Source organism: Bacillus mycoides (genome assembly GCF_000832605.1).
Taxonomy (GTDB): domain Bacteria; phylum Bacillota; class Bacilli; order Bacillales; family Bacillaceae_G; genus Bacillus_A; species Bacillus_A mycoides.
This window is the reverse complement of the sequence record NZ_CP009692.1, coordinates 1,514,720-1,539,369: the sequence shown is the minus strand read 5'-3', so window position 1 is coordinate 1,539,369 and position 24,650 is coordinate 1,514,720. Positions and strand designations below refer to the sequence as shown.

At 37.0% G+C, this 24,650-nt stretch carries 23 protein-coding genes and 1 pseudogene; 7 read left to right on the top strand and 17 right to left on the bottom strand.

The window, feature by feature from the left end; translation table 11 throughout:
- The first annotated feature begins 130 nt into the window (after nt 1-130).
- Nucleotides 131-1,690 (top strand): stage V sporulation protein B, encoded by a 1,560-nt coding sequence (gene spoVB / locus BG05_RS09860; RefSeq protein WP_002015313.1) that lies wholly within the window; start codon nt 131-133, stop codon nt 1,688-1,690.
- Between the two features lie 29 nt (nt 1,691-1,719).
- Here spoVB and BG05_RS09855 read toward each other — a convergent pair whose 3' ends face one another.
- Complete coding sequence (locus BG05_RS09855; protein WP_002143230.1) at nt 1,720-2,376, bottom strand: DUF421 domain-containing protein; 657 nt, start codon at nt 2,374-2,376, stop codon at nt 1,720-1,722.
- A gap of 103 nt (nt 2,377-2,479) precedes the next feature.
- On the opposite strand from BG05_RS09855, the gene BG05_RS09850 reads away from it, so the two are divergent.
- Nucleotides 2,480-2,863 (top strand): TIGR04086 family membrane protein, encoded by a 384-nt coding sequence (locus BG05_RS09850; RefSeq protein ID WP_002015315.1) that lies wholly within the window; start codon nt 2,480-2,482, stop codon nt 2,861-2,863.
- A 37-nt stretch (nt 2,864-2,900) separates the two neighbouring features.
- Here BG05_RS09850 and yajC read toward each other — a convergent pair whose 3' ends face one another.
- Genes yajC through ruvA form a run of 6 tightly spaced genes read right to left on the bottom strand, consistent with a single transcriptional unit; the run spans nt 2,901 to nt 7,234 of the window.
- Nucleotides 2,901-3,161, bottom strand: coding sequence for a preprotein translocase subunit YajC (gene yajC / locus BG05_RS09845; RefSeq protein ID WP_002015317.1), 261 nt, complete (start codon nt 3,159-3,161; stop codon nt 2,901-2,903).
- Between the two features lie 27 nt (nt 3,162-3,188).
- Complete coding sequence (gene tgt / locus BG05_RS09840; protein ID WP_002015319.1) at nt 3,189-4,328, bottom strand: tRNA guanosine(34) transglycosylase Tgt; 1,140 nt, start codon at nt 4,326-4,328, stop codon at nt 3,189-3,191.
- 12 nt (nt 4,329-4,340) lie between these two features.
- Nucleotides 4,341-5,393: a tRNA preQ1(34) S-adenosylmethionine ribosyltransferase-isomerase QueA gene (gene queA, locus BG05_RS09835; RefSeq protein ID WP_002167633.1), complete on the bottom strand. Its 1,053-nt coding sequence runs from the start codon at nt 5,391-5,393 to the stop codon at nt 4,341-4,343.
- A gap of 19 nt (nt 5,394-5,412) precedes the next feature.
- The gene (locus tag BG05_RS09830) at nt 5,413-5,613 is read right to left on the bottom strand and encodes a DUF2905 domain-containing protein (protein ID WP_000138161.1); all 201 of its coding nucleotides are present in this window, start codon (nt 5,611-5,613) and stop codon (nt 5,413-5,415) included.
- The gene (ruvB, locus tag BG05_RS09825) at nt 5,610-6,611 is read right to left on the bottom strand and encodes a Holliday junction branch migration DNA helicase RuvB (protein ID WP_000344470.1); all 1,002 of its coding nucleotides are present in this window, start codon (nt 6,609-6,611) and stop codon (nt 5,610-5,612) included. The genes BG05_RS09830 and ruvB overlap by 4 nt, the downstream gene beginning before the upstream one ends.
- Before the next feature lie 5 nt (nt 6,612-6,616).
- The gene (ruvA, locus tag BG05_RS09820) at nt 6,617-7,234 is read right to left on the bottom strand and encodes a Holliday junction DNA helicase RuvA (protein ID WP_002088786.1); all 618 of its coding nucleotides are present in this window, start codon (nt 7,232-7,234) and stop codon (nt 6,617-6,619) included.
- 189 nt (nt 7,235-7,423) lie between these two features.
- On the opposite strand from ruvA, the gene BG05_RS09815 reads away from it, so the two are divergent.
- Nucleotides 7,424-8,368 carry an iron-hydroxamate ABC transporter substrate-binding protein gene (locus tag BG05_RS09815; RefSeq protein ID WP_041867988.1) on the top strand — a complete coding sequence of 315 codons (945 nt, stop codon included), beginning with the start codon at nt 7,424-7,426 and terminating at the stop codon, nt 8,366-8,368.
- A 10-nt stretch (nt 8,369-8,378) separates the two neighbouring features.
- Here the strand turns inward: BG05_RS09815 and BG05_RS09810 are convergent, their stop codons facing one another.
- Nucleotides 8,379-8,894: a BofC C-terminal domain-containing protein gene (locus BG05_RS09810; protein WP_002167631.1), complete on the bottom strand. Its 516-nt coding sequence runs from the start codon at nt 8,892-8,894 to the stop codon at nt 8,379-8,381.
- A gap of 431 nt (nt 8,895-9,325) precedes the next feature.
- Here BG05_RS09810 and BG05_RS09805 point away from each other — a divergent pair, with 431 nt between their 5' ends.
- Nucleotides 9,326-9,769 carry a hypothetical protein gene (locus BG05_RS09805; RefSeq protein ID WP_003191577.1) on the top strand — a complete coding sequence of 148 codons (444 nt, stop codon included), beginning with the start codon at nt 9,326-9,328 and terminating at the stop codon, nt 9,767-9,769.
- Between the two features lie 32 nt (nt 9,770-9,801).
- Here the strand turns inward: BG05_RS09805 and BG05_RS09800 are convergent, their stop codons facing one another.
- The 5 genes and pseudogenes from BG05_RS09800 to nadB form a co-directional block, all read right to left on the bottom strand.
- Nucleotides 9,802-10,446 (bottom strand): YhcN/YlaJ family sporulation lipoprotein, encoded by a 645-nt coding sequence (locus tag BG05_RS09800; RefSeq protein WP_003191575.1) that lies wholly within the window; start codon nt 10,444-10,446, stop codon nt 9,802-9,804.
- A gap of 1,967 nt (nt 10,447-12,413) precedes the next feature.
- Nucleotides 12,414-12,570 (bottom strand): annotated as a pseudogene (safA, locus tag BG05_RS32150) (SafA/ExsA family spore coat assembly protein); the annotation flags it as partial.
- Between the two features lie 224 nt (nt 12,571-12,794).
- Nucleotides 12,795-13,901, bottom strand: a complete 1,107-nt coding sequence (gene nadA, locus BG05_RS09790) for a quinolinate synthase NadA (protein ID WP_002034162.1) — start codon at nt 13,899-13,901, stop codon at nt 12,795-12,797.
- Nucleotides 13,902-13,931: 30 nt separating this feature from the next.
- Nucleotides 13,932-14,765: a carboxylating nicotinate-nucleotide diphosphorylase gene (nadC, locus tag BG05_RS09785; RefSeq protein ID WP_002034160.1), complete on the bottom strand. Its 834-nt coding sequence runs from the start codon at nt 14,763-14,765 to the stop codon at nt 13,932-13,934.
- A 19-nt stretch (nt 14,766-14,784) separates the two neighbouring features.
- Nucleotides 14,785-16,314, bottom strand: coding sequence for an L-aspartate oxidase (gene nadB / locus BG05_RS09780; protein WP_002067402.1), 1,530 nt, complete (start codon nt 16,312-16,314; stop codon nt 14,785-14,787).
- A 153-nt stretch (nt 16,315-16,467) separates the two neighbouring features.
- On the opposite strand from nadB, the gene BG05_RS09775 reads away from it, so the two are divergent.
- The 3 genes from BG05_RS09775 to BG05_RS09765 all read left to right on the top strand — a co-directional run bounded on the left by BG05_RS09775 (nt 16,468) and on the right by BG05_RS09765 (nt 18,886).
- Entirely contained in the window at nt 16,468-17,610 is a 1,143-nt protein-coding gene (locus BG05_RS09775) for an IscS subfamily cysteine desulfurase (protein WP_003191655.1), read from the top strand.
- Nucleotides 17,610-18,152 carry a transcription repressor NadR gene (locus BG05_RS09770; protein ID WP_002034157.1) on the top strand — a complete coding sequence of 181 codons (543 nt, stop codon included), beginning with the start codon at nt 17,610-17,612 and terminating at the stop codon, nt 18,150-18,152. Before BG05_RS09775 ends, BG05_RS09770 begins: the two co-directional genes overlap by 1 nt.
- Nucleotides 18,153-18,238: 86 nt before the next feature.
- Nucleotides 18,239-18,886, top strand: coding sequence for an MOSC domain-containing protein (locus BG05_RS09765; RefSeq protein WP_002129246.1), 648 nt, complete (start codon nt 18,239-18,241; stop codon nt 18,884-18,886).
- 102 nt (nt 18,887-18,988) lie between these two features.
- Here the strand turns inward: BG05_RS09765 and pheA are convergent, their stop codons facing one another.
- From pheA to BG05_RS09745, 4 genes are all read right to left on the bottom strand, one after another.
- Nucleotides 18,989-19,840 carry a prephenate dehydratase gene (gene pheA, locus BG05_RS09760; protein WP_002129247.1) on the bottom strand — a complete coding sequence of 284 codons (852 nt, stop codon included), beginning with the start codon at nt 19,838-19,840 and terminating at the stop codon, nt 18,989-18,991.
- Between the two features lie 97 nt (nt 19,841-19,937).
- Nucleotides 19,938-21,851 carry an ABC transporter permease gene (locus BG05_RS09755; protein ID WP_003191652.1) on the bottom strand — a complete coding sequence of 638 codons (1,914 nt, stop codon included), beginning with the start codon at nt 21,849-21,851 and terminating at the stop codon, nt 19,938-19,940.
- 49 nt (nt 21,852-21,900) lie between these two features.
- Nucleotides 21,901-23,823: an ABC transporter permease gene (locus BG05_RS09750; protein WP_033734272.1), complete on the bottom strand. Its 1,923-nt coding sequence runs from the start codon at nt 23,821-23,823 to the stop codon at nt 21,901-21,903.
- Complete coding sequence (locus tag BG05_RS09745; protein ID WP_002015381.1) at nt 23,798-24,574, bottom strand: ABC transporter ATP-binding protein; 777 nt, start codon at nt 24,572-24,574, stop codon at nt 23,798-23,800. Before BG05_RS09745 ends, BG05_RS09750 begins: the two co-directional genes overlap by 26 nt.
- Nucleotides 24,575-24,650 lie beyond the last annotated feature (76 nt).

Genomic DNA, 24,650 nt, shown 5'->3' with positions numbered 1-24,650 from the left:
GGACAGTAATAACTTCTTTCAAGAGTACCATTCATACTTCACTCTCTTAAATGCTTGTCATTCTTGTCTCATACGTGCATATAAATTATTGTAAATCATTCCATTGATTTTGAGAAGGTAGGAGAAGAGTATGACGAGACAAAGCTTTTTAAAAGGCGCATTTATTTTAATGATAGCCGGTTTTATTACAAAAATCCTTGGATTTATTAACCGCATTGTAATGGCACGTATTTTAGGCGAAGAAGGCGTCGGCCTTTATATGATGGCTGTCCCCACCTTCATTTTAGCAATTACATTAACACAAATTGGCCTTCCTGTTGCAATCGCAAAATTTGTAGCAGAAGCAGAAGCAGTGAACGATAAGCAAAGAGTTAAAAAAATATTAACTGTCTCACTAGCCGTTACATCCATTATTAGTATCATTTTAACAATTGGGATTATGCTACTCACACCTATTTTAGCAAAAACATTATTAACAGATGAAAGAACTTACTATCCATTAATGGCTATTTTACCTGTCGTCCCCGTTATTGCAGTTTCTTCCGTTTTACGTGGTTATTTCCAAGGGAAACAAAACATGAAGCCGAGCGCTTACGCTCAAGTCATAGAACAAGTTGTCCGCATTACAATTATCGCTGTATGCATTCGGTTATTTTTACCTTACGGCGTAGAATATGCTGCAGCCGGTGCCATGCTATCAGCTGTTCTAGGTGAAGTTGCATCTTTATTATTTTTACTTACTTTATTCCAACGCGAAAAACATTTATCTATACGCTCTGGATTTTTCACTACTGTAAAGGAGAGCAAAAATACATTTTATTCCCTTATGGACATTGCTTTACCAACTACAGGAAGCCGTTTAATTGGTTCCGTTTCTTATTTCTTTGAACCTATCGTCGTTATGCAAAGCTTAGCGATCGCCGGCGTTGCTGCTTCTGTCGCAACTCAGCAATACGGTATATTAAACGGATATGCGTTCCCACTTCTATCACTGCCAGCCTTTATTACATATGCTCTTTCTACAGCACTCGTCCCATCAATTAGCGAGGCAATGGCAAAGAGACAACACAAATTAGTAGAACACCGATTACAACAAGCACTTCGAATTTCCTTAATAACCGGCGGATGGTCAGTCGTTATATTATATGTATTTGCTTCTCCAGTTTTAACTCTCATGTACGGATCAGACAACGCGGCCGCTTTCATCCAGCTTCTTGCACCTTGCTTTTTATTTCATTATTTTCAAAGCCCCCTTACATCTGTGTTGCAAGCTTTAAACTTAGCACGCGCTGCTATGATGAACACATTTATTGGCGCTATCGTAAAATTAATCGTTATCTTTGTACTCGCTTCACGCCCAGAGTTCCAAATGATGGGGGTTGCCCTCGCCATCGCAGCAAATATAGTAACCGTAACATTCCTTCACTACGCCACTGTTTTAAAGAAAATTGCATTTACCATTTATGCAAAAGACTATATTTTCGGCGGAATTGCTATCGGGATTGCTGGTACCTTCGGTTTTTATCTTCATAAGTATATCGTTTTTTCTCATTCACTTGGCATACAAACATTATGGGAAATCACTTTAACAACAATCGTTTATATCGTTCTCCTCTTCGTTTTCAAACTCATTCGAAAAGAAGAATTAAGTCGTCTCCCTATCATTCGGAAACTTTCATTTTTGAAGTAAGCAGGCTTGCCATTCAAAATGGTAAGCCTCTAATTTTCTTTCAAATCAACGAAAAACTGTCCATTTTGAAAACTACAATATAAAATTCGTTTCACATCTTTATAACCTAAGTTATTCAGTTTCTCAACGAGCCACCCATCTGTATGTTCGATCATTTGCAAATGATTGTATTGAATTTCTCCATCAATAATTAGTGGGAGTGTAAAAATTGGTGTATCATTTTTGCTCTTTTTACTTTTTTGTTTTTGAAAGACAGATAACTTTCCAGATGGTTCTAAAATAGCGTATTCTACATCACGCACATCTCCGATTCCTTGCTCACGTAGTTGCATCAATAAATCATCTATGTTATATCGCTGCTTCCGCATCTTTTTTTCATCAATTTTACCTGCATTCACAAGAATCGCAGGCTCCCCTTCTATTAAATGCCGAAAACGCTGAAACTTTAAAGAAATGACCGACAAAATGATTTGTATACACATAAGAAAAGTCATTGGAACTAATTGATGCCAAAGTGATTTATCTGTATTTTCGATTGCCACTACAGCCATTTCACCGAGCATAATGAATACAACTAAATCTAATACACTTAATTCTCCAATTTCACGTTTACCCATAAGACGAAAAATAATTAAAATGATTATATACAAAAGCATTGTTCGTCCGATTATTGATACCCATTCCATTTCTACATCCCCTTTTTTTACTTATAGGCTCCCCTACAAAAAAGAAACTAGTCTAACTTAAACAAAATGAAAATATGCTTGTATTAAAAAGGGGGAATGCATAATGGATGGAACGAAAAAATTATCGAGCGCAATCGGCTTCGGTATTATTACCCTATTAATCCTCGCATCTATTACAAGTATGATCATGGCTCTTTTATTAAAATTTACGAATATTAATGAAGGGACATTAGTAATTATTATTTTTATAATAGCCCTTCTATCTATGCTTATGTCTGGATTTATTGCTGGTAAAAAGGCACAAGGAAAAGGATGGCTAGTAGGTTTCACAACAGGCCTTACATTCGCTATTCTCGTCTTTCTCGTTAACTATTTAGGCTTCTCTCAAACTTTATCGAACTCACAGTTACTCTACCAATTAGCATTGATGGGTGCGAGTACACTCGGAGGTATTTTCGGTGTAAATATGTCAAAACAAAATAGTTAAAAAAAGGCCCTGCACATTTCATGCAGGGCCTTCATCATTAGTTTTTCACAACTTCACGAATCGCATTGCGATCGAAAGTTAAGTGTGCACCACCAGATTTAACAACAATTTTTGTTTCATCCACTGATTCGATTGTAGCGTGTAAACCACCGATTGTTACGATAGCATCACCTTTTTTGATTTCATTTTGCATTTGTGCAACTGCTTTTTGACGCTTTTGTTGCGGGCGAATTAATAAGAAATAGAAAATCGCAAACATCGCAACAATCATAACGATATTCATCATACCTGCATTCATCTTGTGTTCCTCCTTTTAAATTATGTATTAGAAGTTTTTAGCATTCGGTTTATTAAAGCCATACTGTTCAAAGAACTCTTCGCGGAAATCGCCAAGACGGTCTTCACGAATAGCTTGTCTCACCTGCTCCATTAAGTTTAACAGAAAATGAAGGTTGTGATAAGACGTTAAACGAATTCCGAACGTTTCATCACATTTCATTAAGTGACGAATGTACGCACGAGAATAGTTTTTACATGTGTAGCAATCACAGTTCGGATCAAGCGGCCCGAAGTCTCTAGCGAATTTCGCATTTTTCACAACTAAGCGGCCTTCACTTGTCATACATGTACCATTTCGAGCGATACGAGTTGGAAGTACACAGTCAAACATATCAACACCGCGAATCGCACCATCAATTAACGAGTCAGGAGAACCTACACCCATTAAGTAACGTGGTTTATCATCAGGAAGAAGTGGTGTTGTAAACTCAAGAACACGATTCATAATATCCTTCGGTTCACCAACAGATAGACCGCCGATAGCATAGCCAGGGAAGTCCATTGAAACAAGATCTTTCGCACTTTGACGACGAAGTTCTTCAAACTCCCCGCCCTGTACAATACCGAATAAACCTTGATCTTGTGGACGTTCATGCGCCTTTAGGCAACGCTCTGCCCAGCGGCTTGTACGCTCTACCGACTTTTTCATGTATTCAAAAGTCGCTGGGAACGGTGGACACTCATCAAATGCCATCATGATATCTGAACCTAATGCATTTTGGATTTCCATCGCTTTTTCTGGAGATAAGAATAATTTATCGCCATTTAAGTGATTGCGGAAATGAACACCTTCCTCTTCAATACGTCGGAAATCACTTAAGCTAAATACTTGGAATCCACCTGAATCCGTTAAGATTGCACGATCCCAGTTCATAAACTTATGCAAGCCACCTGCTTCACGAATAATTTCGTGGCCTGGACGTAGCCATAAATGATACGTATTGCTTAAAATAATGCCAGAATCCATTGCTTTTAATTCTTCTGGTGACATTGTTTTAACTGTTGCAAGTGTACCAACTGGCATAAATGTCGGTGTATCAAATGAGCCGTGTGGCGTGTGCACTCGACCTAAACGCGCACCCGTTTGTTTACAAGTTTTAATAAATTCATAACGAATTGCTGTCATAATTTACTCCTTTTATTTGTTTCTCATTTTAGCGTGAGATGCAACGAACATCGCATCACCGAAACTAAAGAAACGATATTTTTCTTTTACTGCTTCATTATAAGCATGAAGTACATTATCTCTATTTGAAAATGCACTTACAAGCATAATTAATGTTGATTTCGGCAAATGGAAGTTTGTAATTAAACCATCAATTGCTTTAAATTCATATCCTGGGTACATAAAAATATCTGTCCAGCCAGAAGCTGCGCAAAGCTTACCACTATTATCTGTCGCAATCGTTTCTAACGTACGAGTTGATGTCGTACCTACAGTAATAATACGGCCGCCATTCTCTTTCACGCGGTTTAATAACGCCGCAGTCTCTTCAGACATATGGTAATACTCTGCGTGCATATGATGCTCTTCAATAGTATCTGCAGAAACTGGTCTAAAAGTTCCAAGTCCTACATGGAGTGTAATGAATGCTAACCCGACGCCTTTTTGCTTCAATTTCTCAAGTAACTCTTCTGTAAAGTGAAGGCCAGCCGTCGGTGCTGCTGCTGAACCGATTTCCTTCGCATATACCGTTTGATAACGATCGCGATCTTCTAGCGTCTCTTTAATATATGGAGGAAGTGGCATTTCTCCAAGCTCGTCTAAAATTTCATAAAAGATGCCGTCATATGAAAACTCAAGTTGACGCCCACCTTGATCTGCTGTTCCAATGCAAGTTGCTTTTAACTTTCCTTCACCAAAAGAAATGACAGTTCCTTCTTTTACACGCTTCGCTGGCTTTATAAGCGTTTCCCACTTATCGCCTTCCTCTTGTTTCAAAAGAAGCACTTCAATGTGTGCACCTGTATCTTCTTTCACACCGTGCAAGCGAGCTGGCATCACTTTCGTTTCATTTAAAACTAAGCAATCCCCCTCTTGTAAGTAAGAAAGAATGTCTGTAAAATGTTTATGCTCAATATCTCCTGTTTCACGGTCTAACACCATCAATCTTGATGTTTCACGCTCTTCAAGCGGAATTTGTGCAATGAGTTCTTCTGGTAAATGAAAATCAAACAGATTAATATCCATAACTGTATCCACCTATTTCTTATTTGAATCGATTTATTATATACATAATGAAAGATAATGCAATACTTAACACAATACATGTAATGATAGGAAAATAAAAGGTAACGTTACCTTTTTTCACAAAAATATCGCCTGGAAGCCTTCCTATGAACTTCCAAGCTAATCCAACAACAATGAGCAAAATACCAGCTGTAATAAGCAGCTTTGGCATCTCCGTCATACTTTGGGCATCTCCATTCCGAAATGCTCATATGCGAGCGGTGTTACGATCCGGCCTCTTGGCGTTCTTTGTAAAAAGCCAATTTGTAATAAATACGGCTCATACACATCTTCAATCGTATGAGATTCTTCCCCAATCGTTGCTGAAACAGTTTCTAATCCAACTGGACCACCGCGGAACTTTTCAATAATACCAAGCAGTAATTTATGGTCGATATGATCAAGTCCTAATTTATCTACTTGTAATAGTTCTAACGCCATTTGTGTAATTTCCATCGCAATCGTTCCGTCACTGCGAACTTGTGCGAAGTCACGTACACGTCGTAATAGACGATTCGCAATACGAGGTGTACCACGGGCACGTCTTGCAATTTCTAATGCAGCTAACGAATCTATTTCAACTTCAAACACTTCTGCTGTGCGTTCTACAATCGCAGAAAGCTGATCTACTGTATAGTACTCTAATCGTGAAAGTACACCGAAACGGTCACGAAGTGGTGCTGATAATGCACCTGCACGCGTCGTTGCCCCAACTAGCGTAAATGGAGGTAAATCTAGGCGTACAGAGCGAGCTGATGGTCCTTTCCCAATAACGATATCAAGGCAAAAGTCTTCCATCGCTGGGTATAGCACTTCTTCAATAGATCTATGCAAACGATGAATTTCATCAATAAATAATACATCTCCTGGCTGAAGCGCTGTTAATACAGCTGCTAAATCTCCTGGTCTTTCAATTGCGGGACCTGACGTCGTTCGAATGTTAACACCCATTTCATTGGCAATAATATTCGCAAGCGTCGTTTTACCAAGTCCAGGTGGGCCATATAAAAGTACGTGATCTAACGTTTCTTCACGCATTTTCGCCGCTTCAATAAACACTTCTAAATTATGTTTCGCTTTATCTTGGCCAATGTACTGACGGAGCGTCTGTGGCCGTAATGAATACTCTAAATCCGCATCTTCGTATCCAGATTCCCCTGAAAGGAGACGTTCGTCCATTATACTCACCTCTTACCATTTAGTAAAAGACTAAGTGCCTTTTTAATATATTGATCCGTCGTTAGTGATTCTTTTAATAACTCTGGTACAACGCGAGAGACTTCTCGTTCTGCATAGCCAAGTGCACGCAGTGCTTCCAGTGCTTCATCAAGTTCAACTGATGAACCTTTCTTCGTATCAAAACTTTCAGTATCTGAGAACAAATCAACAAACGCATCTGGTACAACATCTGCTAGTTTTCCTTTTAAATCTAAAATCATTTGGCGCGCTGTTTTCTTTCCGACGCCTGGGAACTTCACTAAGAACTTCTCATCTTCATGTTCAATCGCTTGAACGACCTGTCCGGTTTGACCAGAAGCTAAAATTGCAAGAGCACCTTTTGGTCCAATCCCCGATACACCTAACAATTTTGTAAATAATAAACGCTCTTCACGTGTTTTAAAACCGTAAAGTGCCATAATATCTTCTCTCACATAATGATATGTATAGACACGGATTTCTTGCTTACTTCTTTGAAATACATACGGATTTGGTGTGAAAATTTGATAACCAATTCCATTATGGTCAATTACGACATATTCCGGTCCTACATACTCCACGTAACCTGTAACATATTCAAACAAAATACGATCTCTCCCTCTCAAATCATGTATTCCATTTTAACATATTTAACAATAGAAAAGCGAGACTGCCCCAACAAATGTTCCCCGTTTACAATTTCCGTTTTTTTCTATTGACATAAATACAAAAAGAACATTACTATACAGGAGTCAATAATGATTATCAATATTAATTAAAGGGGTTACATCAGGATGAAACAAAAGCTATTTATTTTATTTACTATCATGCTAGTTGTTCTTTCTATCGTTGGCTGTTCTTCTCAAAAAGAAGAAGAAAAAACAAAAGAACAACCGAAAACAAAAGTTGTAAAACATGCTAAAGGGGAAGCAACAATTCCAGCTAATCCAAAGAGAATTGTTGATTTATCTGGATCAACAGAGGAATTATTAATCCTTGGACATAAACCTGTTGGCACAGCAAACACATATAAAGATAAAATCCAAAATCATTTAACTGAAAAGTTAGACGGAGTAAAAGCAGTTGGCTGGTATTGGGCACCTAAAGTTGATTTAGAGGCTGTTACTGCTTTAAAACCAGACTTAATTATTTTAAACAATCGTCAATTGAAAATTTATGATCAACTAGAAAAAGTGGCACCGACAGTTGTTCTGGAAACAAATCTAGAAGACTGGCGCGGTAAGTTTAAAGAAGTAGGTAAACTATTTGACGAAGAAAAGAAAGCAGACAAATGGATTGCAGATTACGATAAAAAAGCAGACTCTTTATCTAAAAAAATTAAAGAGAAAACAAAAGATGAGAACTTTATGTTCGTTGCAGTTACACCACAAAACTACCGTGTATACGGTAGCTTCGGATACGGTGACATCATCTTTAACGACTTAAAGCTTCCAGCAACAAAAGGTACAGATTTAAAACAAACGATGGCACAAGTATCACTAGAAGGTCTTGTTGCATTCCAGCCTGATCAAATGTTTATTGTAAACTTCGGCGGAGAAGCTGATAAAGTGTACGAAGACTATAAAAACAGTGCGGTTTGGAAAGATAATAAAGCAGTAAAAAACAATCACGTATATGAAGTATCGAATGAAGCCTTCAATACGAAAGCATTCAATCCAATCGGAAAAGATATGCTAATTGATGAAATCGCAAAAGAGATTTTAGCTAAGAATAAATAAAAAAAGCAGCTCACCCTGAGCTGCTTTTTTTATTATTTTGCACTGCGTATTGCTTCATTTTTTCGATTGTCTTCACGAATCCTTCTTTTGACTTAATACGAATACCACGCTTTAGTTTTGCTCGCTCATAACTCTCAAGCTTTTTCATATCAATTTGAAAGAAGGAATGGATCGCGTTATCACTTTTCGGTACCCCTTTAAAAATTTGCAATATCCCTTCCTCTGAAACACCAAAATAACCGCTCGTTTTCAGTAAAGGAGAAATATCATCAACTTTCCTTTGTAATACGATTTGCACATCATCACGATCAACAAGTTGCCATTCTTTATATTGCTGCAAAAACTTTTCTAAATCCGCTACTTTTTCTGTCAGTATTTCCTCGCTTACTTCTCCATCAACATACATACGCTCTAATAAAATTGTAACTTCAGGTACTTTTTCTGTTATTTCTGCCCTCACATCGGATCCATAAGCTAAGCAAAACATCACAACGAAAGCTTGCACTGCAATTAGCATCCATTTCATTTCCGTTCACCTCTTCTAGGCAAAATCATACTTTCATTTGTAGCTTTTCCGGAAATGGGGGTTTTATCCATATAAACAATAGCATTAAATTTCTAAGGAAAATAAAAAATGCAGATAAGGGTTAATCCTCATCTGCATGTATCATTTACTTTTATATAAAATGAAAGACGCCTGCAAAGCAGGCGTCTGATGCGTTTACGGCGAAAGACCAGGCGACCACATTCGCGTGTTTAGCACTTAAGCATATCTCTCGACTTACGTAAATTAGCTCATCGCTTTGCTAATATAACATTAATAATGTATAACTGCAACATGTTTATAAAAATATTTCATTTCCTCTTCCATCCAAATAATTTTATGTAAATTATAAATTGATAATTGTAACATATATGTTACAATTAGTGTGACAGCGAAATCATAATAAACAGGAGATGGATATTGTGAAAAAAATAAAGGATGAACGTCTCATTCTTCAAACGTTAAAAAACATACGTATTGCCTTTCTTTTTCAATACATTGGTATAATTGGAATTTTAGGCTATATTGGATTCACTGAAGGAGCTAATCAAATTACGAAATCTCCATTATGGTTATTATTTATTCTTACAAGTATGTTATTTAGTTATTTACAGTTAAGTGTTTCAATAGATGTAGAAGAAAGTGAAAAGGAAATAAAGTTAACTCCTTATTACAAACTTGTCTTACGCTCTCTTATTGTTGGAATTATCATAGCTATTATTTATATCACTTTCAGTCCAGAAAGACCTCTGTTTGAAGCCATTCTAACAGGTAGTATTTTCTTCATATGCTTTTTAGTTTCTTACTCCGTTAGTTATTTTATTAAAAAACGTCGTTTACAAGACGAAGATGAATAAAGAGGAAGGGCTATCCCTTCCTCTTTGTTTTGTTATCGTACTGTACCAGTTAAGCCATAACGAATGTCTCGGAACATATTTGTTATGTCACGATTAAAATCATTTGTAACTGTGCCGTTACGTAGACGTGTACTCATTGCATCGACACGAGTAAACATGTCATTTCTTACAGAAACATATACGTTTCTATTTCCAACTTCATTCACAACAGCTTGACGAATTTCGTTCGCCATTGCTGTTTCATTCGTCGCTGTATTACGCGGTTTTACCGCAATCGCTACATCGTTTCCATATACAACTGTAGAAACGCGATCTACGTTATTCATACGTTTTACACGATTCGTAATTTTCTCCGCAGTTTTACCATCATTGTTAATGTATGAATTGTTCATTGTAATATTACGAGTTGGGTGTGGATTAGCAATTTGCCCATTGTAATTTACATCACGATAATAGTTGGATCCTGCGTCATTACGACCGTTTCTATATGTTACATAATCTGTATAACGATCGTTACGCGTTACATTATCATTATATCGGTGTGTATCATTATAAGATGTACGCTCGTAATTATAGTTACGTCCATCCATCGCATTATTATCTTTTGGTGTACCACATGCAGCTAATGCACTGGTAACTAACAAAGAAGCAGCAATAACTTTTACTTTCGTATTCAATACAAAAACCCCCTCTGTTAGAATGAACTTCTCTTTCGAAAAGCTCCCCCTTATGATGAGTAACAGAGAGGGTTTTTACACTGTTAATATTTCACTAGGAATTTTCTAGCACTTAATGTAAATTCACCATATTCCTGACTATCACGAATACAAAAAAGGTGGGAATAACCCCACCTTTTTTTAAACTTCCTCTTCGTCCTCTTCTTCTGAAACTGGTTCTCCAAATACGTTTGGTGGGTCCGGCTGATAATACATCGTTCCTGGCTGTGGTGCATATGCCGGCTGAGTTGGTTGATAATATAAAGGATTAGCATATTGTGGTCCACCCGGTTGTGGACTATATAACCTACTTTCTCCTCCGCATCCACAATCTTCTTCACCTTGCACGAGTGGCGGCATATTATTATCCATTGGCATCATATTTGGATTTGGCATAGAAGTATATTGCGGCGCCATTTGTTGATACGGCATTTGATTGTATGGATTTTGTTGCTGATACTGCGGATATGGCGGCATCATTGGCTGTTGATATGGCATCATGTTTGGCATTTGATTGTTATCCATTATCGGCATCATGTTCGGCATTTGATTGTTATCCATTATCGGCATCGTGTTCGGCATTTGATTGTTATCCATTATCGGCATCATGTTCGGCATTTGATTGTTATCCATTATCGGCATCATGTTTGGCATTTGATTGTTATCCATTATCGGCATCATGTTTGGCATTTGATTGTTATCCATTATCGGCATCATGTTTGGCATTTGGTTGTTATCCATTATCGGCATCATGTTTGGCATTTGGTTGTTATCCATTATCGGCATCATATTTGGCATTTGGTTGTTATCCATTATTGGCATCATATTTGGCATTTGGTTGTTATCCATTATTGGCATTATATTTGGTGGTTGATTGTTATCCATTATTGGCATTATATTTGGTGGTTGATTGTTATCCATTATTGGCATCATATTTGGCATTTGGTTGTTATCCATTATTGGCATTATATTTGGTGGTTGATTGTTATCCATTATTGGCATTATATTTGGTGGTTGATTATTATCCATTATTGGCATTATATTCGGCACTTGAATATTAGGCGGTATTACTTGCGGGATAATAACACTTTCTTTTGATACGTTTGGTGAGACTATGCCTCCTATATTTTCTTTCTTCACTTGTGGCGAGACTATGCTTCCTACATTTTCTTTTTTCACTTGCGGCGACACTATATTCCCTACATTTTCTTTCTTCACTTGCGGCGACACTATATTCCCTACATTTTCTTTCTTCACTTGCGGCGACACTATATTCCCTACATTCTCTTTCTTCACTTGCGGCGACACTATATTCCCTACATTCTCTTTCTTCACTTGCGGCGACACTATATTCCCTATATTGTCTTTTTTCACTTGCGGTGACACTATGTTTCCTATATTGTCTTTTTTCGTTTGCGGAGAAATGACATTGTTAGGTTTCATTTTATTAATTTGAGGAGCAATTAACTCGCTTCCCTTTTTTATTACGTCTGAAATTTTATATTCTTTTTTCGCTTTAATTGGTGGTTGCGGTGGCTGTGGTAACACATTGATAGAAAATTTAGTGTTTTCTTTCGTAGTAGGTTTTAGTTTTTCTACTTTCTCTACAACAGGTGGTTTTTGAATGACAGGCGGCTTTTCAACTGGCTTCTCTTTTTGAATCGGAATTTCTTTTTGCACTTCTTTTTGTGGCTTCACTTGCACTTCCTTTTGCGGCTTCACCTGTATTTCTTTTTGCGGTTTTATCTGCATTTCTTTTTGCGTTTGTTGCATAGCTGGTTGTTGTGTAATAGGTGTTGATTGATACGTGATCTCATCTTCATCTTCTATTGCAAGTGGCGTTGGTGTTGATGCAAACTCTTTTTGCTGCACCTCTTTTACATATTGTTTCGGGGGCGCTGAACCCGATCCAGTTTGTTGTTTCACATGAACGCTATGCGATGGCACTTTAATTTTCATCCCTGGCATAATTAGGTCTGGATTGCTAAGCTGTGTATTTGTTTTTTTTAGCGTTTCAAAATCCACTCCGTACTTTTTTGCAATTTTCCAAAGGGTCTCCCCTTTTTGCACGATATGAATTTTCAAATTTTCCCCCTCCTGTATAACTTATCTATAAGTAAAAACACTTTGAAGTAACACTTTCTAAACAACATTAACTTCTTTTACTTTTATCACTTCTTCTATTTTCAATATGATTCGAAGTGGAATAAGCATAGAAAAACCGCAATGATTTCCTCAACACAATGTATGCCTATTTCATCCTTGTTATGATTATATGTACGAAAAAAAGCAACGGAAATCCCGCTGCTTTAAACGCGCTCTAACATACGATTTAATGCAAGAACTGCCTCTTCTGTTACTTGTTTCTCTACACGAATAACGTTAATTTGTTCTCCTCTTTCTATGTTCTCAAGTACCCATAACAGGTGAGGTAAGTCAATTCGGTTCATCGTTAAGCAAGGACACATAAACGGATTTAGCGAAATAATTTCTTTATCTGGATGTTGCTGAATAATTCGGTTCACTAAATTCATCTCTGTACCAATCGCCCACTTACTTCCCGCCGGAGCTGCTTCAATCATATCAATAATATATTTCGTTGATCCTGCATAATCAGAAGCAGCAACCACTTCATAACAACATTCAGGGTGAACAATAATATTCATATCCGGATGATTTTTTCGCACATTTTCAATATTTTTCACAGTGAAGTTTTGATGAACAGAACAATGGCCTTTCCATAAAATCACTTGAATTTCTTCTATATCTCCATCGTACTCTAATGAATCTGTATGCGGGTTCCACACTGCCATTTTTTCTAACGGAATACCTAAATCATACGCTGTATTTCTTCCTAAATGTTGGTCTGGTAAAAAGACGAGACGCTCTTTTTGTGTAAACGCCCAAGACACCATTTGTTTTGCATTAGAAGAGGTTACTGTTGCCCCTCCATTACGACCACAAAACGCTTTGATCGCAGCTGTTGAATTTACATACGTTAATGGAATCATCGTATCCCCAAATAATTTCGCGAGCTCTTTCCACGCTCTTTCTGTTTGTTCAATATCTGCCATATCTGCCATAGAACAGCCGGCACGCATATCTGGTAAGATGACAATTTGATCATCTGTCGTTAACATATCTGCCGTTTCTGCCATAAAGTGCACACCACAAAACACAATATATTTTGCCTCTTTATTATTCGCTGCAACTTGCGCGAGTTGAAGTGAGTCCCCTGCTGCATCTGAAAATTGCACCACTTCATCTTTTTGATAATGATGTCCTGGAATAAATAGTAATGCCCCCATTTTTTCTTTAATTTCACGGACACGCTCTTCCATCTCTAATATAGACATCGTTTGATAACGCTCTGGTAACATTACTTCGATTGGCTGAACTTTCTCTAAAATACCCATTTATGATTCTCCCCCTCTAAACCACTCTCATTAGGCCTCAATATTAAAACTAATATCAAGTGCTTTCACTGAATGTGTTAACGCTCCAAGTGAAATATAATCTACCCCTGTTTTTCCGTATTTTGATAAATCTTCAATTGTAATACCACCTGAAGCCTCCGTGACGATGGCACTTGGTACAATTTTTGAAAACTCACGAATCTCTTCTGGCGTACGATTATCGAACATAATAACATCTGCGCCGGCCTCTACTGCTTCTCTTACTTGCGCCTCTGTCTCTGTTTCGACTTCTACTTTCACCATATGTCCCAATCTTTCTTTCACCGATGTAACAGCTTTTGTAATCGAGCCAGCAAAAGCAATATGATTGTCTTTAATCATGACACCATCATATAAACCGAATCTGTGGTTAAATCCGCCCCCGCATACTACAGCATATTTATCAAACATACGTAGTCCTGGCATCGTTTTTCTCGTATCACAAATGCGTGTATGACTGCTATCTAAAGCAAAAACCGCCTTACGTGTCATCGTCGCTATCCCGCTCATACGCTGAATAACGTTTAATATAACGCGCTCTGCCGTTAATAATGATGCGATTGGGCCTTGCACGGTTGCAATTATTTCTCCTTTTTCTACAAGATCCCCATCTTTTTTATGAAGTTCAACTCCAATTCTCTGATCAATTAATTTAAATCCTTCTTCAATTACTAAGCACCCTGCAAATACCCCTGTATCCTTTACAAGAAACGTTCCTTTCGCAAGTGCATTATCGGGAAAGATAAGCTGAGATGTTACATCTCTTTCTCCTATATCTTCTAGAAAAAATCGATTTAATGCTTCCTTAACTTTTAACGTATTCATAAAACCCCTCTTCCCCTTATTAAACAAGTTGTAGTTTTCTTCTCACTCGGATAATCTCTTTTTTCACGCTATTTCTTTCTGGATAATCAATGCGATAATGACCACCAATACTGTCTTCTCTTTGCAAAGCTGATACTGTTATAAGCTCACAAACTGTTAACATATTAATAAGCGTTATCTCTTCATTTGTAAGTGCATCATATTGTAAGATCATATTTCGCACACCGTACCTACTAAACCATCTCTGAGCATATGATAAATTTTTCTCAGTTCGCACAATCCCAACATATTTCATCATGCATTCTTGTATTTCTTCTTTCAACGGTAAATCATTAAGAGCTATAAAACTTTTCCCTCTCTCTTCCGGCACATTTTTTCTTTCCTCTGCTGGCTTAGCTAAAATGTGTTTTCCTATTCGTCTTCCAAACACAAGACCTTCTAATAATGAATTACTCGCCAATCTATTCGCACCATGAACTCCATTACAAGCCACTTCACCGACCGCATATAAGTTTGAAATGGACGTCTCTCCGTCACAATTCGTCTTCACGCCGCCCATATGAAAATGAGCGCCCGGTACGACCGGAATAGAATTTTCTTTTAAATCAATACCATTCTTTTTACATAATGATGAGACGGTCGGAAAACGTTGTTCAAAGTTTTGAATGGTTTCGATGTTTAAGTACACTTTTTCACCTGCAAGAAGTTGTTCATGAATAGCCCTTGCCACTACATCACGCGGTGCGAGATCTTTCCCGGGATGTATATCCATCATAAAACGCTGTCCTTTTCCATTTATAAGGACAGCTCCTTCACCACGGACTGCTTCAGAAACGAGACCACAACATCGCCCGTCCACGTATAACATCGTCGGATGAAATTGTACAAATTCTAAATCAACAAGTTCCCCCCCAGCTCGATATATCATCGCAAGTCCATCGCCTGTAATTGTCTCATCATTCGATGTAAAGGCGTACAAACCACCTATCCCTCCTGATGCTAACACCGTATTATCAGCATAGTAACGCTTCAGCTTCCCTTCACTATTTCGCGTTAAAGCTCCTATGCATTTATTATTTTCTATAATGAAATCGAGCACCATTTCATGCTCAACGACAGTAACGTTCGGAACTACTTCTTGTATTAAATGCTCTAATAGATTTTTACCAGTTGCATCTCCTCCGGCATGTAAAATGCGCCGTTTTCGATGCGCCCCTTCTTTACCAAGGTGGATCCCTTTTTCATCCCCATCAAATTTCATTCCATTCGTAATAAGCTTACTTATTTCTTTCGGTCCCTCTTCAACTAAATAACGAACTGCTTCTTCGTTGTTATAATGGCAACCTGCCACTAATGTATCTTCAAAATGCCCACTCGGATCGTCATATGTAGCAACAGCTGCTGCAATTCCTCCTTGAGCTAAATGTGTATTATTATTACGTCCTGTTTTTTTTGTGATAATTATCACATTCTTTTCGTGACAAAGCTCTTTCGCAACACGAAGCGCCGCAACGCCACTTCCAATAATCAAGACATCTGCACTTGGCATAATTGTTGCCTCCCACTTTACACTTTCCAACTGTCTTGACACCTATATTTACATAGTTTTAAAATAATGACAAGAGTTTTTTTACAATTCTTATTTTCACTACCATTCTAAAAACGAAAACAAATGTCACTCTTACTGAAGAGAGGAAATTACATGATGATATATCTAGATTATGCAGCGACAACACCTATGAGCGAAGAAGCTTTAGAAACATATATAGCAGCGGCAAAAACATATTTCGGAAATGAACAAAGTTTACACGATATCGGCGGAAGTGCATCATCTTTATTACAAGTTTGTAGAGAAACATTTGCAGAAATGATTGGGGGTAAGGAACAAGGTGTATTCTTTACAAGCGGCGGTTCAGAATCTAACTACCTTGCGATTCAATCCCTTCTAAATGCTAGAAATGGAAAGCACATTATTACGACACCTATGGAACACGCATCGATTCGAAGTTATTTTCAATCCTTACAATCGCAAGGTTATACTATTACTGAGATTCCTGTTGATAAAAGTGGGATAATTCATTTAGTAGATTTAGAAGCAGCTATTACAGAAGATACTGCTCTAGCAAGTATACAGCACGGAAACTCTGAAATCGGGACCGTTCAAAACATTACAGAGATCGGAGCACTTTTAAAAAAATATAATGTTTTATTTCATTCGGATTGTGTTCAAACGTTTGGTAAACTTCCAATAGACGTTAAAGCGATGGAGATTGATAGTCTTTCTGTTTCAGCCCATAAAATATACGGACCAAAAGGAGTTGGAGCTTGCTATATAAATCCGCAAGTTCGCTGGGAACAAGTATTTCCGGGAACTTCTCATGAAAAAGGCTTTCGCCCTGGTACAGTGAACGTTCCTGGAATCGCTGCTTTTTTAACAGCCGCAGAGCATATATTAAAGAATCAAAAGGAAGAGAGCTTTCGTTTTAAACAATTACGATTTTATTTTTTAGAGCAATTACAAACACTTCCTCTAGAAATTGAAGTGAAAGGACATTCTACTTCTTGTTTACCACATATTATTGGGGTTACAATAAAAGGAATAGAAGGTCAGTATACAATGTTAGAATGTAACCGTCATGGTATAGCCATTTCAACTGGAAGTGCTTGCCAAGTAGGTAAACAAGACCCTTCAAAAACAATGCTTGCAATTGGAAAAACGTATGAAGAGGCAAAACAATATGTCCGCTTTTCTTTCGGACATCACACAACGAAAGAACAAATTGATACAACTATTCATGCACTACACACAATTGGAAATCAATTTTATAGAGGTGTTAAATCATAATGAAACAAAATGATCAAAAAAAGATTTTAGGCGAAGAAAGACGACAACTCATCCTTGAGTGGCTTCTTGCTGCAAATGAACCGTTATCAGGGAATGAACTATCTAAAAAGACAAACGTAAGTAGGCAAGTTATCGTTCAAGACATTTCCTTACTAAAAGCACGAAATGAACCAATTATTGCGACTGCACAAGGGTATTTATATTTAAAGCCACAAACAAGACAACAAGCTTTTGAACGCGTAATCGTATGCCAACATAAACCGGCAGAAGTACGTCAAGAACTTACTATGTTAGTTGACCACGGCGTTACAATTAAAGACGTAAAAGTTGAGCATCCTGTATACGGCGACTTAACAGCATCGATTATGGTAAGTAATCGCTTCGATGTAGAGCAATATTTACAAAAAATCGAAAACACAAACGCTTCCTATCTTTCGCAACTGACAGATGGTATTCACTTACATACAATCGAAGCAGATTCTAAAGAGAAATTAGATGCTGCCTGTGAGGCACTAGACCGCGCTGGATTTCTCGTTTATTAATGTAAAGCACAGAGTTTTTTATCATTCTCTGTGCTTTTATTTTGTAAATGATATAATATTGTAATCAATTGTAAAGGAGGTCAAATATGGGAATTGAACTCGTTCACTTTAGCACCGGTAAACCGAAACAAATGAAATATGGCGAAGATAAAGAAATGATAACAGGTATATGTAAAGATCCTACAGAAGAGGCCTTCCTCTCAAAAGACGGATTCCGTGGTGATGATGTAGCGGATTTAAAACACCACGGGGGACCTGATCGCGCAGTTTGTGTGTACCCACACGAGCATTACGCACTATGGGAAGAGGAATTTCAAACTACACTTCCAGCTTCCACATTTGGCGAAAACATTACCGTAACAAATATGTTAGAGCGTGATGTTTGCATCGGAGATACATATCAACTAGGCGAAGCAATCATTCAAGTAACACAAGCTCGCGTACCTTGTAGCACAATTTCAAAACGTGTCGGTATTCCTGGCATTTTACCACGCATTGTAGCAACTGGATATACTGGCTACTTATGCCGCGTTCTTCAAGAAGGTACTGTGCGTAAAGATTCTAAAATTACATTACTAGAGCGTCCATCAAACAATGTATCTGTTTTGTTCTCTAACGAAATTTATTTTCATAATAGGAAAGATAAAGATGGCATTGAGAAGGTTCTTGCTGTACAAGAACTAGCCGAGATTTGGCGTGGTCAGTTAGAGGATCGTCTTTCGAAGTTAAAATAATAAATCCCACCTTTTATAGGTGGGACTCTATTTATCTATCATACGGTATACTAGCGACCGAAATTATATCGACTTCACTACAAAATACGACAAACACTCCCCTTACAACCAATAAGAAGAATAACTCCCCAGCACAGTAACAGAAAACCCGAGTGCTTCAAGTTCCATTGTTACGCCTGGCAATAATACATCATCGTATGCTTTGTCGACGTCGATTAAGAAAAAGTAATTTCCAAGGCCTGTTTTCATCGGGCGCGATTCAATTTTGGATAAGTTTAATTTTCTCCATGCGAAAGCTGATAACACTTGATATAGTGCCCCTGCGTAATCAGCAGGTAACGTTATCATAAGCGTCGTTTTCTCTCCTCGGTTTTCTCCGTTATTTGGGAGTACTGCTTTCTTTTTCTTATGGAGAACAAGGAAACGTGTATGATTGTTTTTATGCGTATGAATATCACGCCTTACAATTGTTAATCCGTATTTTTCTGCCGCTGCTTCATTTGCAATAGCTGCAATTTTTTTTTCAGGATGTTCTTTCACATATTGTGCAGCAGCGCTTGTTGATGTCATATCGCGAACGGTTACCCCTTTTAATTCCTCATTTAAAAATTTATGGCACTGTGCAATGGCATGCGGATGAGAATGTACAGCGTATACTTCTTTCCACACTCCTTCGTACTGCGGGTGTACGAGTAAATGTTGCTGAATTGGCACTGTAATTTCTCCTACAATGGAAAGTGGCTGCTCATGTACGAGATAATCAACCGTTATATTAACTGAACCTTCTATGGCGTTCTCTAACGGTACGACCGCATAATCTACATTTTCATTTGCAGCTGCATCAATACAATCTGGAATCGTTCGATACGGTACATGCTCTGCTTCCGGAAAAAAACGACTCACCGCCATATTTGTAAATGTTGCCTCTGGTCCTAAATATCCTACTCGAATCATCGTCTTTTCCCTCTCTTTTTCGTTTTCTTACTGTTATACCACAATTTTAAATATTCTTCTATGTAAATTTCGAATATTTAAAAAAGACTAGCATTCGCTAGTCTAAATGTTTCCTATATTCTCTTTGAGCGAAGAAGAAATACATAATGCATGCAGCAATGTAAAATAAAATAAACAAGCCTACTTTTCTTAATGAACCGTCCATAAAGATCGTATTATGAAACGTATATAACGCAACTGCACTATGCATACTCCCTACTATAATAGGCGCAAAAAATAGCATACACAATTGCCAACGGGAAATCTTCCACACCTCTTCCTTTGTCATCCCAAGTTTAGAGAGTGCACCATACTGTTTACGATCCGATGCAATATTATGAAACCATTTAAAATATACGATGCTACATGAAGTAAGGAAGAATAATATACTAATGAATGAGCCTACAAATAGAGTAATATCACCGCCTTCTTTCATATTCACATATAACTCCATATTACTTCGAAATGCATCATTTGCATCTTGTTTCATATGTTTCCGTAAAGCTTCGTTTAATTCCTTCGTATTTTCGATATTTGGTAATGTGTAACCTCTATATATCATTTTTTCAGAATCCGTAATTGTATTTGCTATACTGTTAAAATCTTCATCATTCATGACAAAAAACAGACCATTAATGTGCGAAGGGTGATAGTTAAATTGTACCCCTTCTTTCTGACCGTTAAATGCAAATTGATATGTTTGATTTATTACTTGTAATTGAATCTCTTTTTGATTATATACATTCGGATGATTGCGTTTATTATAATAAACAAGTGTAACTGTTCCTTTTTTAGGATGATACGTTTTCTGTTTTTGTTTTCTCGCCTCTTGATTGTATTCACTTTCCTTTATAAGCGGCGCTACCTCTGTTTCTCCCTTATTGGACTGAAAAGATGCATACACTCCAACAAAACTCATATATTGAAAATCATCATATCCATATTGATGTAATAAGTTTTCAACCTTGTCTTTCTCGAAAACTTCATGAGCAGAAGTGCCTTTTTCTATGTATGAAAATGAGTGTACTCCTCCGCCACGCCACATATCTTGCATGCTAGAAAAATATAAGAACACCGTACCTGTCGCCGTAACGACAAACGTTGTTGCCATAGACAACAGAAAGAAAAAGCGACTATTTTCCTTCATTCGATGTGACAATTGATTCACTATAAATAAATACGGATATGTATACATAATCCTTTTATTTCTTTTTATCACTTCTAATATTTGTGTAGCGCCATGTGTAAATGAAAAATACGTCCCAAAAGAAATGAGTATAACAACCGGAAAAAAGTATAATGCTATCGTTGTCATCGTCACTTGTAGCGCTAACGCATATCCCGTCCCTAAACAAGCAAAACCGAATAAACAAAGCCACTTTGATGTTTTCCTCTCTCGTTTATCTGTTCGAAATTCTTTTAATAACCGTATGATTTTTATATTCCATATACGTAAAGCACTTATAAAAGATAACAGAACAAAGACAAGCATATATGTAACAAACGTTACACCAATCGCTCTCATGTCAAATATGACAGGGAGTTCTTTCGGAAGATGAAGTAACATACTAAATACCATAAAAAAGAGTTTTAAAGAAATCATGCCAAGCCCAATACCGAAAATATTAGCGAAAATTCCGATCAATATTTGCTCGGTCATAATCACTCCTATTACGTTAGATTTCGTTGCTCCCATTAACATATATAACCCTAATTCTTTCTTACGTGCTTCTATGAAAATAGAAGTAGAATACAAAATAAATATGACGAAAAAAGAAATAATTATAACGTTACATATGATAAGCCCCCAGCGTACATTTTGATACCACATCGTCTCTTGCATATACGGATGTACAATGACAGACATGTATGCATAAGAAGCTAATATGGCAAAACAACTACTTAAGAAAAACACTTTATAATTACGCCAATTTCCCTTTATATTTTGCAGCGCTAGTTGCCGAATGTTCATCTATCGTCCTCCTGTAACTTACTACACACGTAAAAAGCTAGAGGTTCCCCTAGCTTTTTACGTGTTTTAAATATCCTCTTTGCGCAATCATAAAGTAAATTGTAGAAGCTAAAATATATGCTCCAATTACTATCGCACCTGATTTCCACAAATCAATATAAAGCATTTTTCCTAACGTATGAAGAGCAAATCCACTATGAATTGTACCGATTAAAATTGGGATAAAGAAGATAACACCCATCTGACGAATTGCAATTTTACGAATTTCTTTATCTGTCATACCAATTCTTTTTAATGACTTAAATTGAATACGATCTTGTTCTTTATCATTAAACCATTTAAAGTATGTCATGCTACAAGCAAAGAAGAAGAACAGTACTGCTACGAAGAAGCCGATGAACATTGTAATTGCTCCACCTTCTCTTATATCTTTATAAGCGAACACTGCGTTTCTCAATTCCCCTTGCTTTTCTGGTGCAATTTCCTTTTTCAAATCTAGCACAAGGTCTTCCGTACTTTTCCAGTCTTCAATATAATAACCATAATATTTCGTCTTTTCTTCATCTGGTACGAGCTTTTCGTATTTCTCAAAATCTTGATCATTCACAATGAGATATTCGCTATCATTAAAAACAGAATATGACGTTGGCTCATTTAATTGAGCAGACTGCTTTTGTCCGTTGATTGTAAATTCATACGGTTTCGTACGATCTATCTTCATAAGTTCATTTGCTGCATCAACCATAACCATCGTCGCACTACCTGGTGCATTATGAACCTCTGTAATTTGCTCTTTCTTTTGTTCACGTACTTCCGCGTTATATTCTTTTTCTGAAATAATCGTCATTGGTACTTCACGTTCACTGTTAAACAACATTATTTTCTGTGTTGCAGGTAGTTTTACGTAAATTACTTTTCGTGCATCTTCAAACCCATGTTTTTTTACAATCTCTTGTTCTTTTTCTTCATTAATCAGGCTATGCGTATTTAGTCCCTTTTCCTCATATGAAATAGCATGCGGTGTAAGCTCTATCGTTTTTGCACTCATATTTTCAAAATATACATAAAGCGTACCAACCGCTGAAGAAACAACCGCCGTAATAATAGAAATAACAAATAGAAAACGAGCATTATCTTTCATTTTATAAATAAGATTGCTAAGTACAAACATATTGGGATACGTATAAAAAGATTGTTTTCGTTTTTGCAATGCCTTTAATACGACTGTACTTCCTTGCGTAAATAGTAAATACGTTCCGCCAATCGTCAGTCCGACAATTGGTAAGAAATACATAATGAAATTCATAATTGTTACTTGGAAACAAAGTATATACGCAGCAATAATACAGCCTATACCAACTACCCCTAACCATGTAAATGCAAAAGGTTCTACTTTTTGTTTTCTTGCCTCTCTTAATAAATCAATAATTTGCAAGCGGCCTACTGTCCAAACACTAAACAATGATAGTATTAAAAAGAGGACAAAGTATATGCCAACTGTAATAAGAACTGCTTTTCCATTCCACACAAGCGGCAGTGTTTTATCAATTTTTAGTAAGACACTGAGTGCTTGGAAGAAAAGTTTTGAACAAAGCATTCCAATCCCAATACCTACTACAATGGCAATACTCCCTAACATCAGTTGCTCTAATATAATCATTCGGCCGAGCTGAGACTTTGTTCCACCTATTAACGTTAATAAGCCAAATTCTTTTTTTCTTGCTCGTAAAAACGTTGAATTCGCATATAAAATAAAGAGTGCTGAGAAGATGACTACAATATAATTCATCGATTCTAACCCTTTTGTAATCATCGTCTTCATACTAATATTACCGCTTACGACATCTGGATGATAAATGAAGGAAGCATACATGAAAAATACGACAATCGATAAACAACTACTAATAAGAAACGCTTTATAATTACGCCAATTTCCTTTTACATTATTAAGCGCGAGCTGGCGAAAGTTCATGATATTCTCCTCCTAGCATCGCAAGTACGTCTAAAATTTCTTGGAAAAAGGCTTGCTTCGTTCTTCCTTTATGTATTTCTGAAAAAATCTCTCCATCACGTATGAAAAGGATACGTTCGCAATAACTAGCGGCTACTGGATCATGTGTTACCATTGCAATCGTTACTTTCTTTTGCTCATGCAAATCTTGAAGTGCTCCCATTAATGATTTCGCTGACTTAGAATCTAGGTTTCCTGTTGGCTCATCCGCTAAAATTAATGTTGGTTCATGAATAATCGCCCTTGCAGCTGCTGCACGTTGTTGTTGTCCACCTGATACTTCGTATACTTTTTTATTTAAAATTTCTTCAATGTTTAAAAACCTCGCAATTTCAAGTACTTTCGCATCAATTTCTTTTACAGATTTCTTCGCCATTACAAGCGGCAAAATAATATTTTCTTTAATCGATAATGTATCAAGTAAGTTGAAATCTTGGAAAATGAATCCTAGATGTGTACGGCGAAATTCCGCCAATTTTGCAGCACGCATTTGATTAATTTCTTCACCATTTACAAGCACATGACCTGAAGTTTGCTTATCAATTGTTGCTAATAAATTTAAAAGCGTTGTTTTTCCGCTTCCTGAAGGCCCCATAATCCCTACAAACTCGCCTTCTTCAATTTTAAAATTTATATCATTTAAAGCAGTCGTCGCTACTGAACCTTTTGATTGGTACACCTTTGTTAATCCTTTTACTTCAAGAACACTCATTTCTAATCCCCCTACGTGTTTTCTTCTTACATTTACTATAAGAAAAATAAGAAAAAGAAACGAGTGATTTCCCTTA

What these genes read in the sequence shown, in the direction of transcription:
- spoVB (WP_002015313.1), top strand. Translation starts at nt 131, where the DNA reads ATGACGAGACAAAGCTTTTTAAAAGGCGCATTTATTTTAATGATAGCC.
- BG05_RS09855 (WP_002143230.1), bottom strand. Translation starts at nt 2,376, where the DNA reads ATGGAATGGGTATCAATAATCGGACGAACAATGCTTTTGTATATAATC.
- BG05_RS09850 (WP_002015315.1), top strand. Translation starts at nt 2,480, where the DNA reads ATGGATGGAACGAAAAAATTATCGAGCGCAATCGGCTTCGGTATTATT.
- yajC (WP_002015317.1), bottom strand. Translation starts at nt 3,161, where the DNA reads ATGAATGCAGGTATGATGAATATCGTTATGATTGTTGCGATGTTTGCG.
- tgt (WP_002015319.1), bottom strand. Translation starts at nt 4,328, where the DNA reads ATGACAGCAATTCGTTATGAATTTATTAAAACTTGTAAACAAACGGGT.
- queA (WP_002167633.1), bottom strand. Translation starts at nt 5,393, where the DNA reads ATGGATATTAATCTGTTTGATTTTCATTTACCAGAAGAACTCATTGCA.
- BG05_RS09830 (WP_000138161.1), bottom strand. Translation starts at nt 5,613, where the DNA reads ATGACGGAGATGCCAAAGCTGCTTATTACAGCTGGTATTTTGCTCATT.
- ruvB (WP_000344470.1), bottom strand. Translation starts at nt 6,611, where the DNA reads ATGGACGAACGTCTCCTTTCAGGGGAATCTGGATACGAAGATGCGGAT.
- BG05_RS09815 (WP_041867988.1), top strand. Translation starts at nt 7,424, where the DNA reads ATGAAACAAAAGCTATTTATTTTATTTACTATCATGCTAGTTGTTCTT.
- BG05_RS09810 (WP_002167631.1), bottom strand. Translation starts at nt 8,894, where the DNA reads ATGAAATGGATGCTAATTGCAGTGCAAGCTTTCGTTGTGATGTTTTGC.
- BG05_RS09805 (WP_003191577.1), top strand. Translation starts at nt 9,326, where the DNA reads ATGGATATTGTGAAAAAAATAAAGGATGAACGTCTCATTCTTCAAACG.
- nadA (WP_002034162.1), bottom strand. Translation starts at nt 13,901, where the DNA reads ATGGGTATTTTAGAGAAAGTTCAGCCAATCGAAGTAATGTTACCAGAG.
- nadC (WP_002034160.1), bottom strand. Translation starts at nt 14,765, where the DNA reads ATGAATACGTTAAAAGTTAAGGAAGCATTAAATCGATTTTTTCTAGAA.
- nadB (WP_002067402.1), bottom strand. Translation starts at nt 16,314, where the DNA reads ATGCCAAGTGCAGATGTCTTGATTATTGGAAGTGGCGTTGCGGCGCTT.
- BG05_RS09775 (WP_003191655.1), top strand. Translation starts at nt 16,468, where the DNA reads ATGATGATATATCTAGATTATGCAGCGACAACACCTATGAGCGAAGAA.
- BG05_RS09770 (WP_002034157.1), top strand. Translation starts at nt 17,610, where the DNA reads ATGAAACAAAATGATCAAAAAAAGATTTTAGGCGAAGAAAGACGACAA.
- BG05_RS09765 (WP_002129246.1), top strand. Translation starts at nt 18,239, where the DNA reads ATGGGAATTGAACTCGTTCACTTTAGCACCGGTAAACCGAAACAAATG.
- pheA (WP_002129247.1), bottom strand. Translation starts at nt 19,840, where the DNA reads ATGATTCGAGTAGGATATTTAGGACCAGAGGCAACATTTACAAATATG.
- BG05_RS09755 (WP_003191652.1), bottom strand. Translation starts at nt 21,851, where the DNA reads ATGAACATTCGGCAACTAGCGCTGCAAAATATAAAGGGAAATTGGCGT.
- BG05_RS09750 (WP_033734272.1), bottom strand. Translation starts at nt 23,823, where the DNA reads ATGAACTTTCGCCAGCTCGCGCTTAATAATGTAAAAGGAAATTGGCGT.
- BG05_RS09745 (WP_002015381.1), bottom strand. Translation starts at nt 24,574, where the DNA reads ATGAGTGTTCTTGAAGTAAAAGGATTAACAAAGGTGTACCAATCAAAA.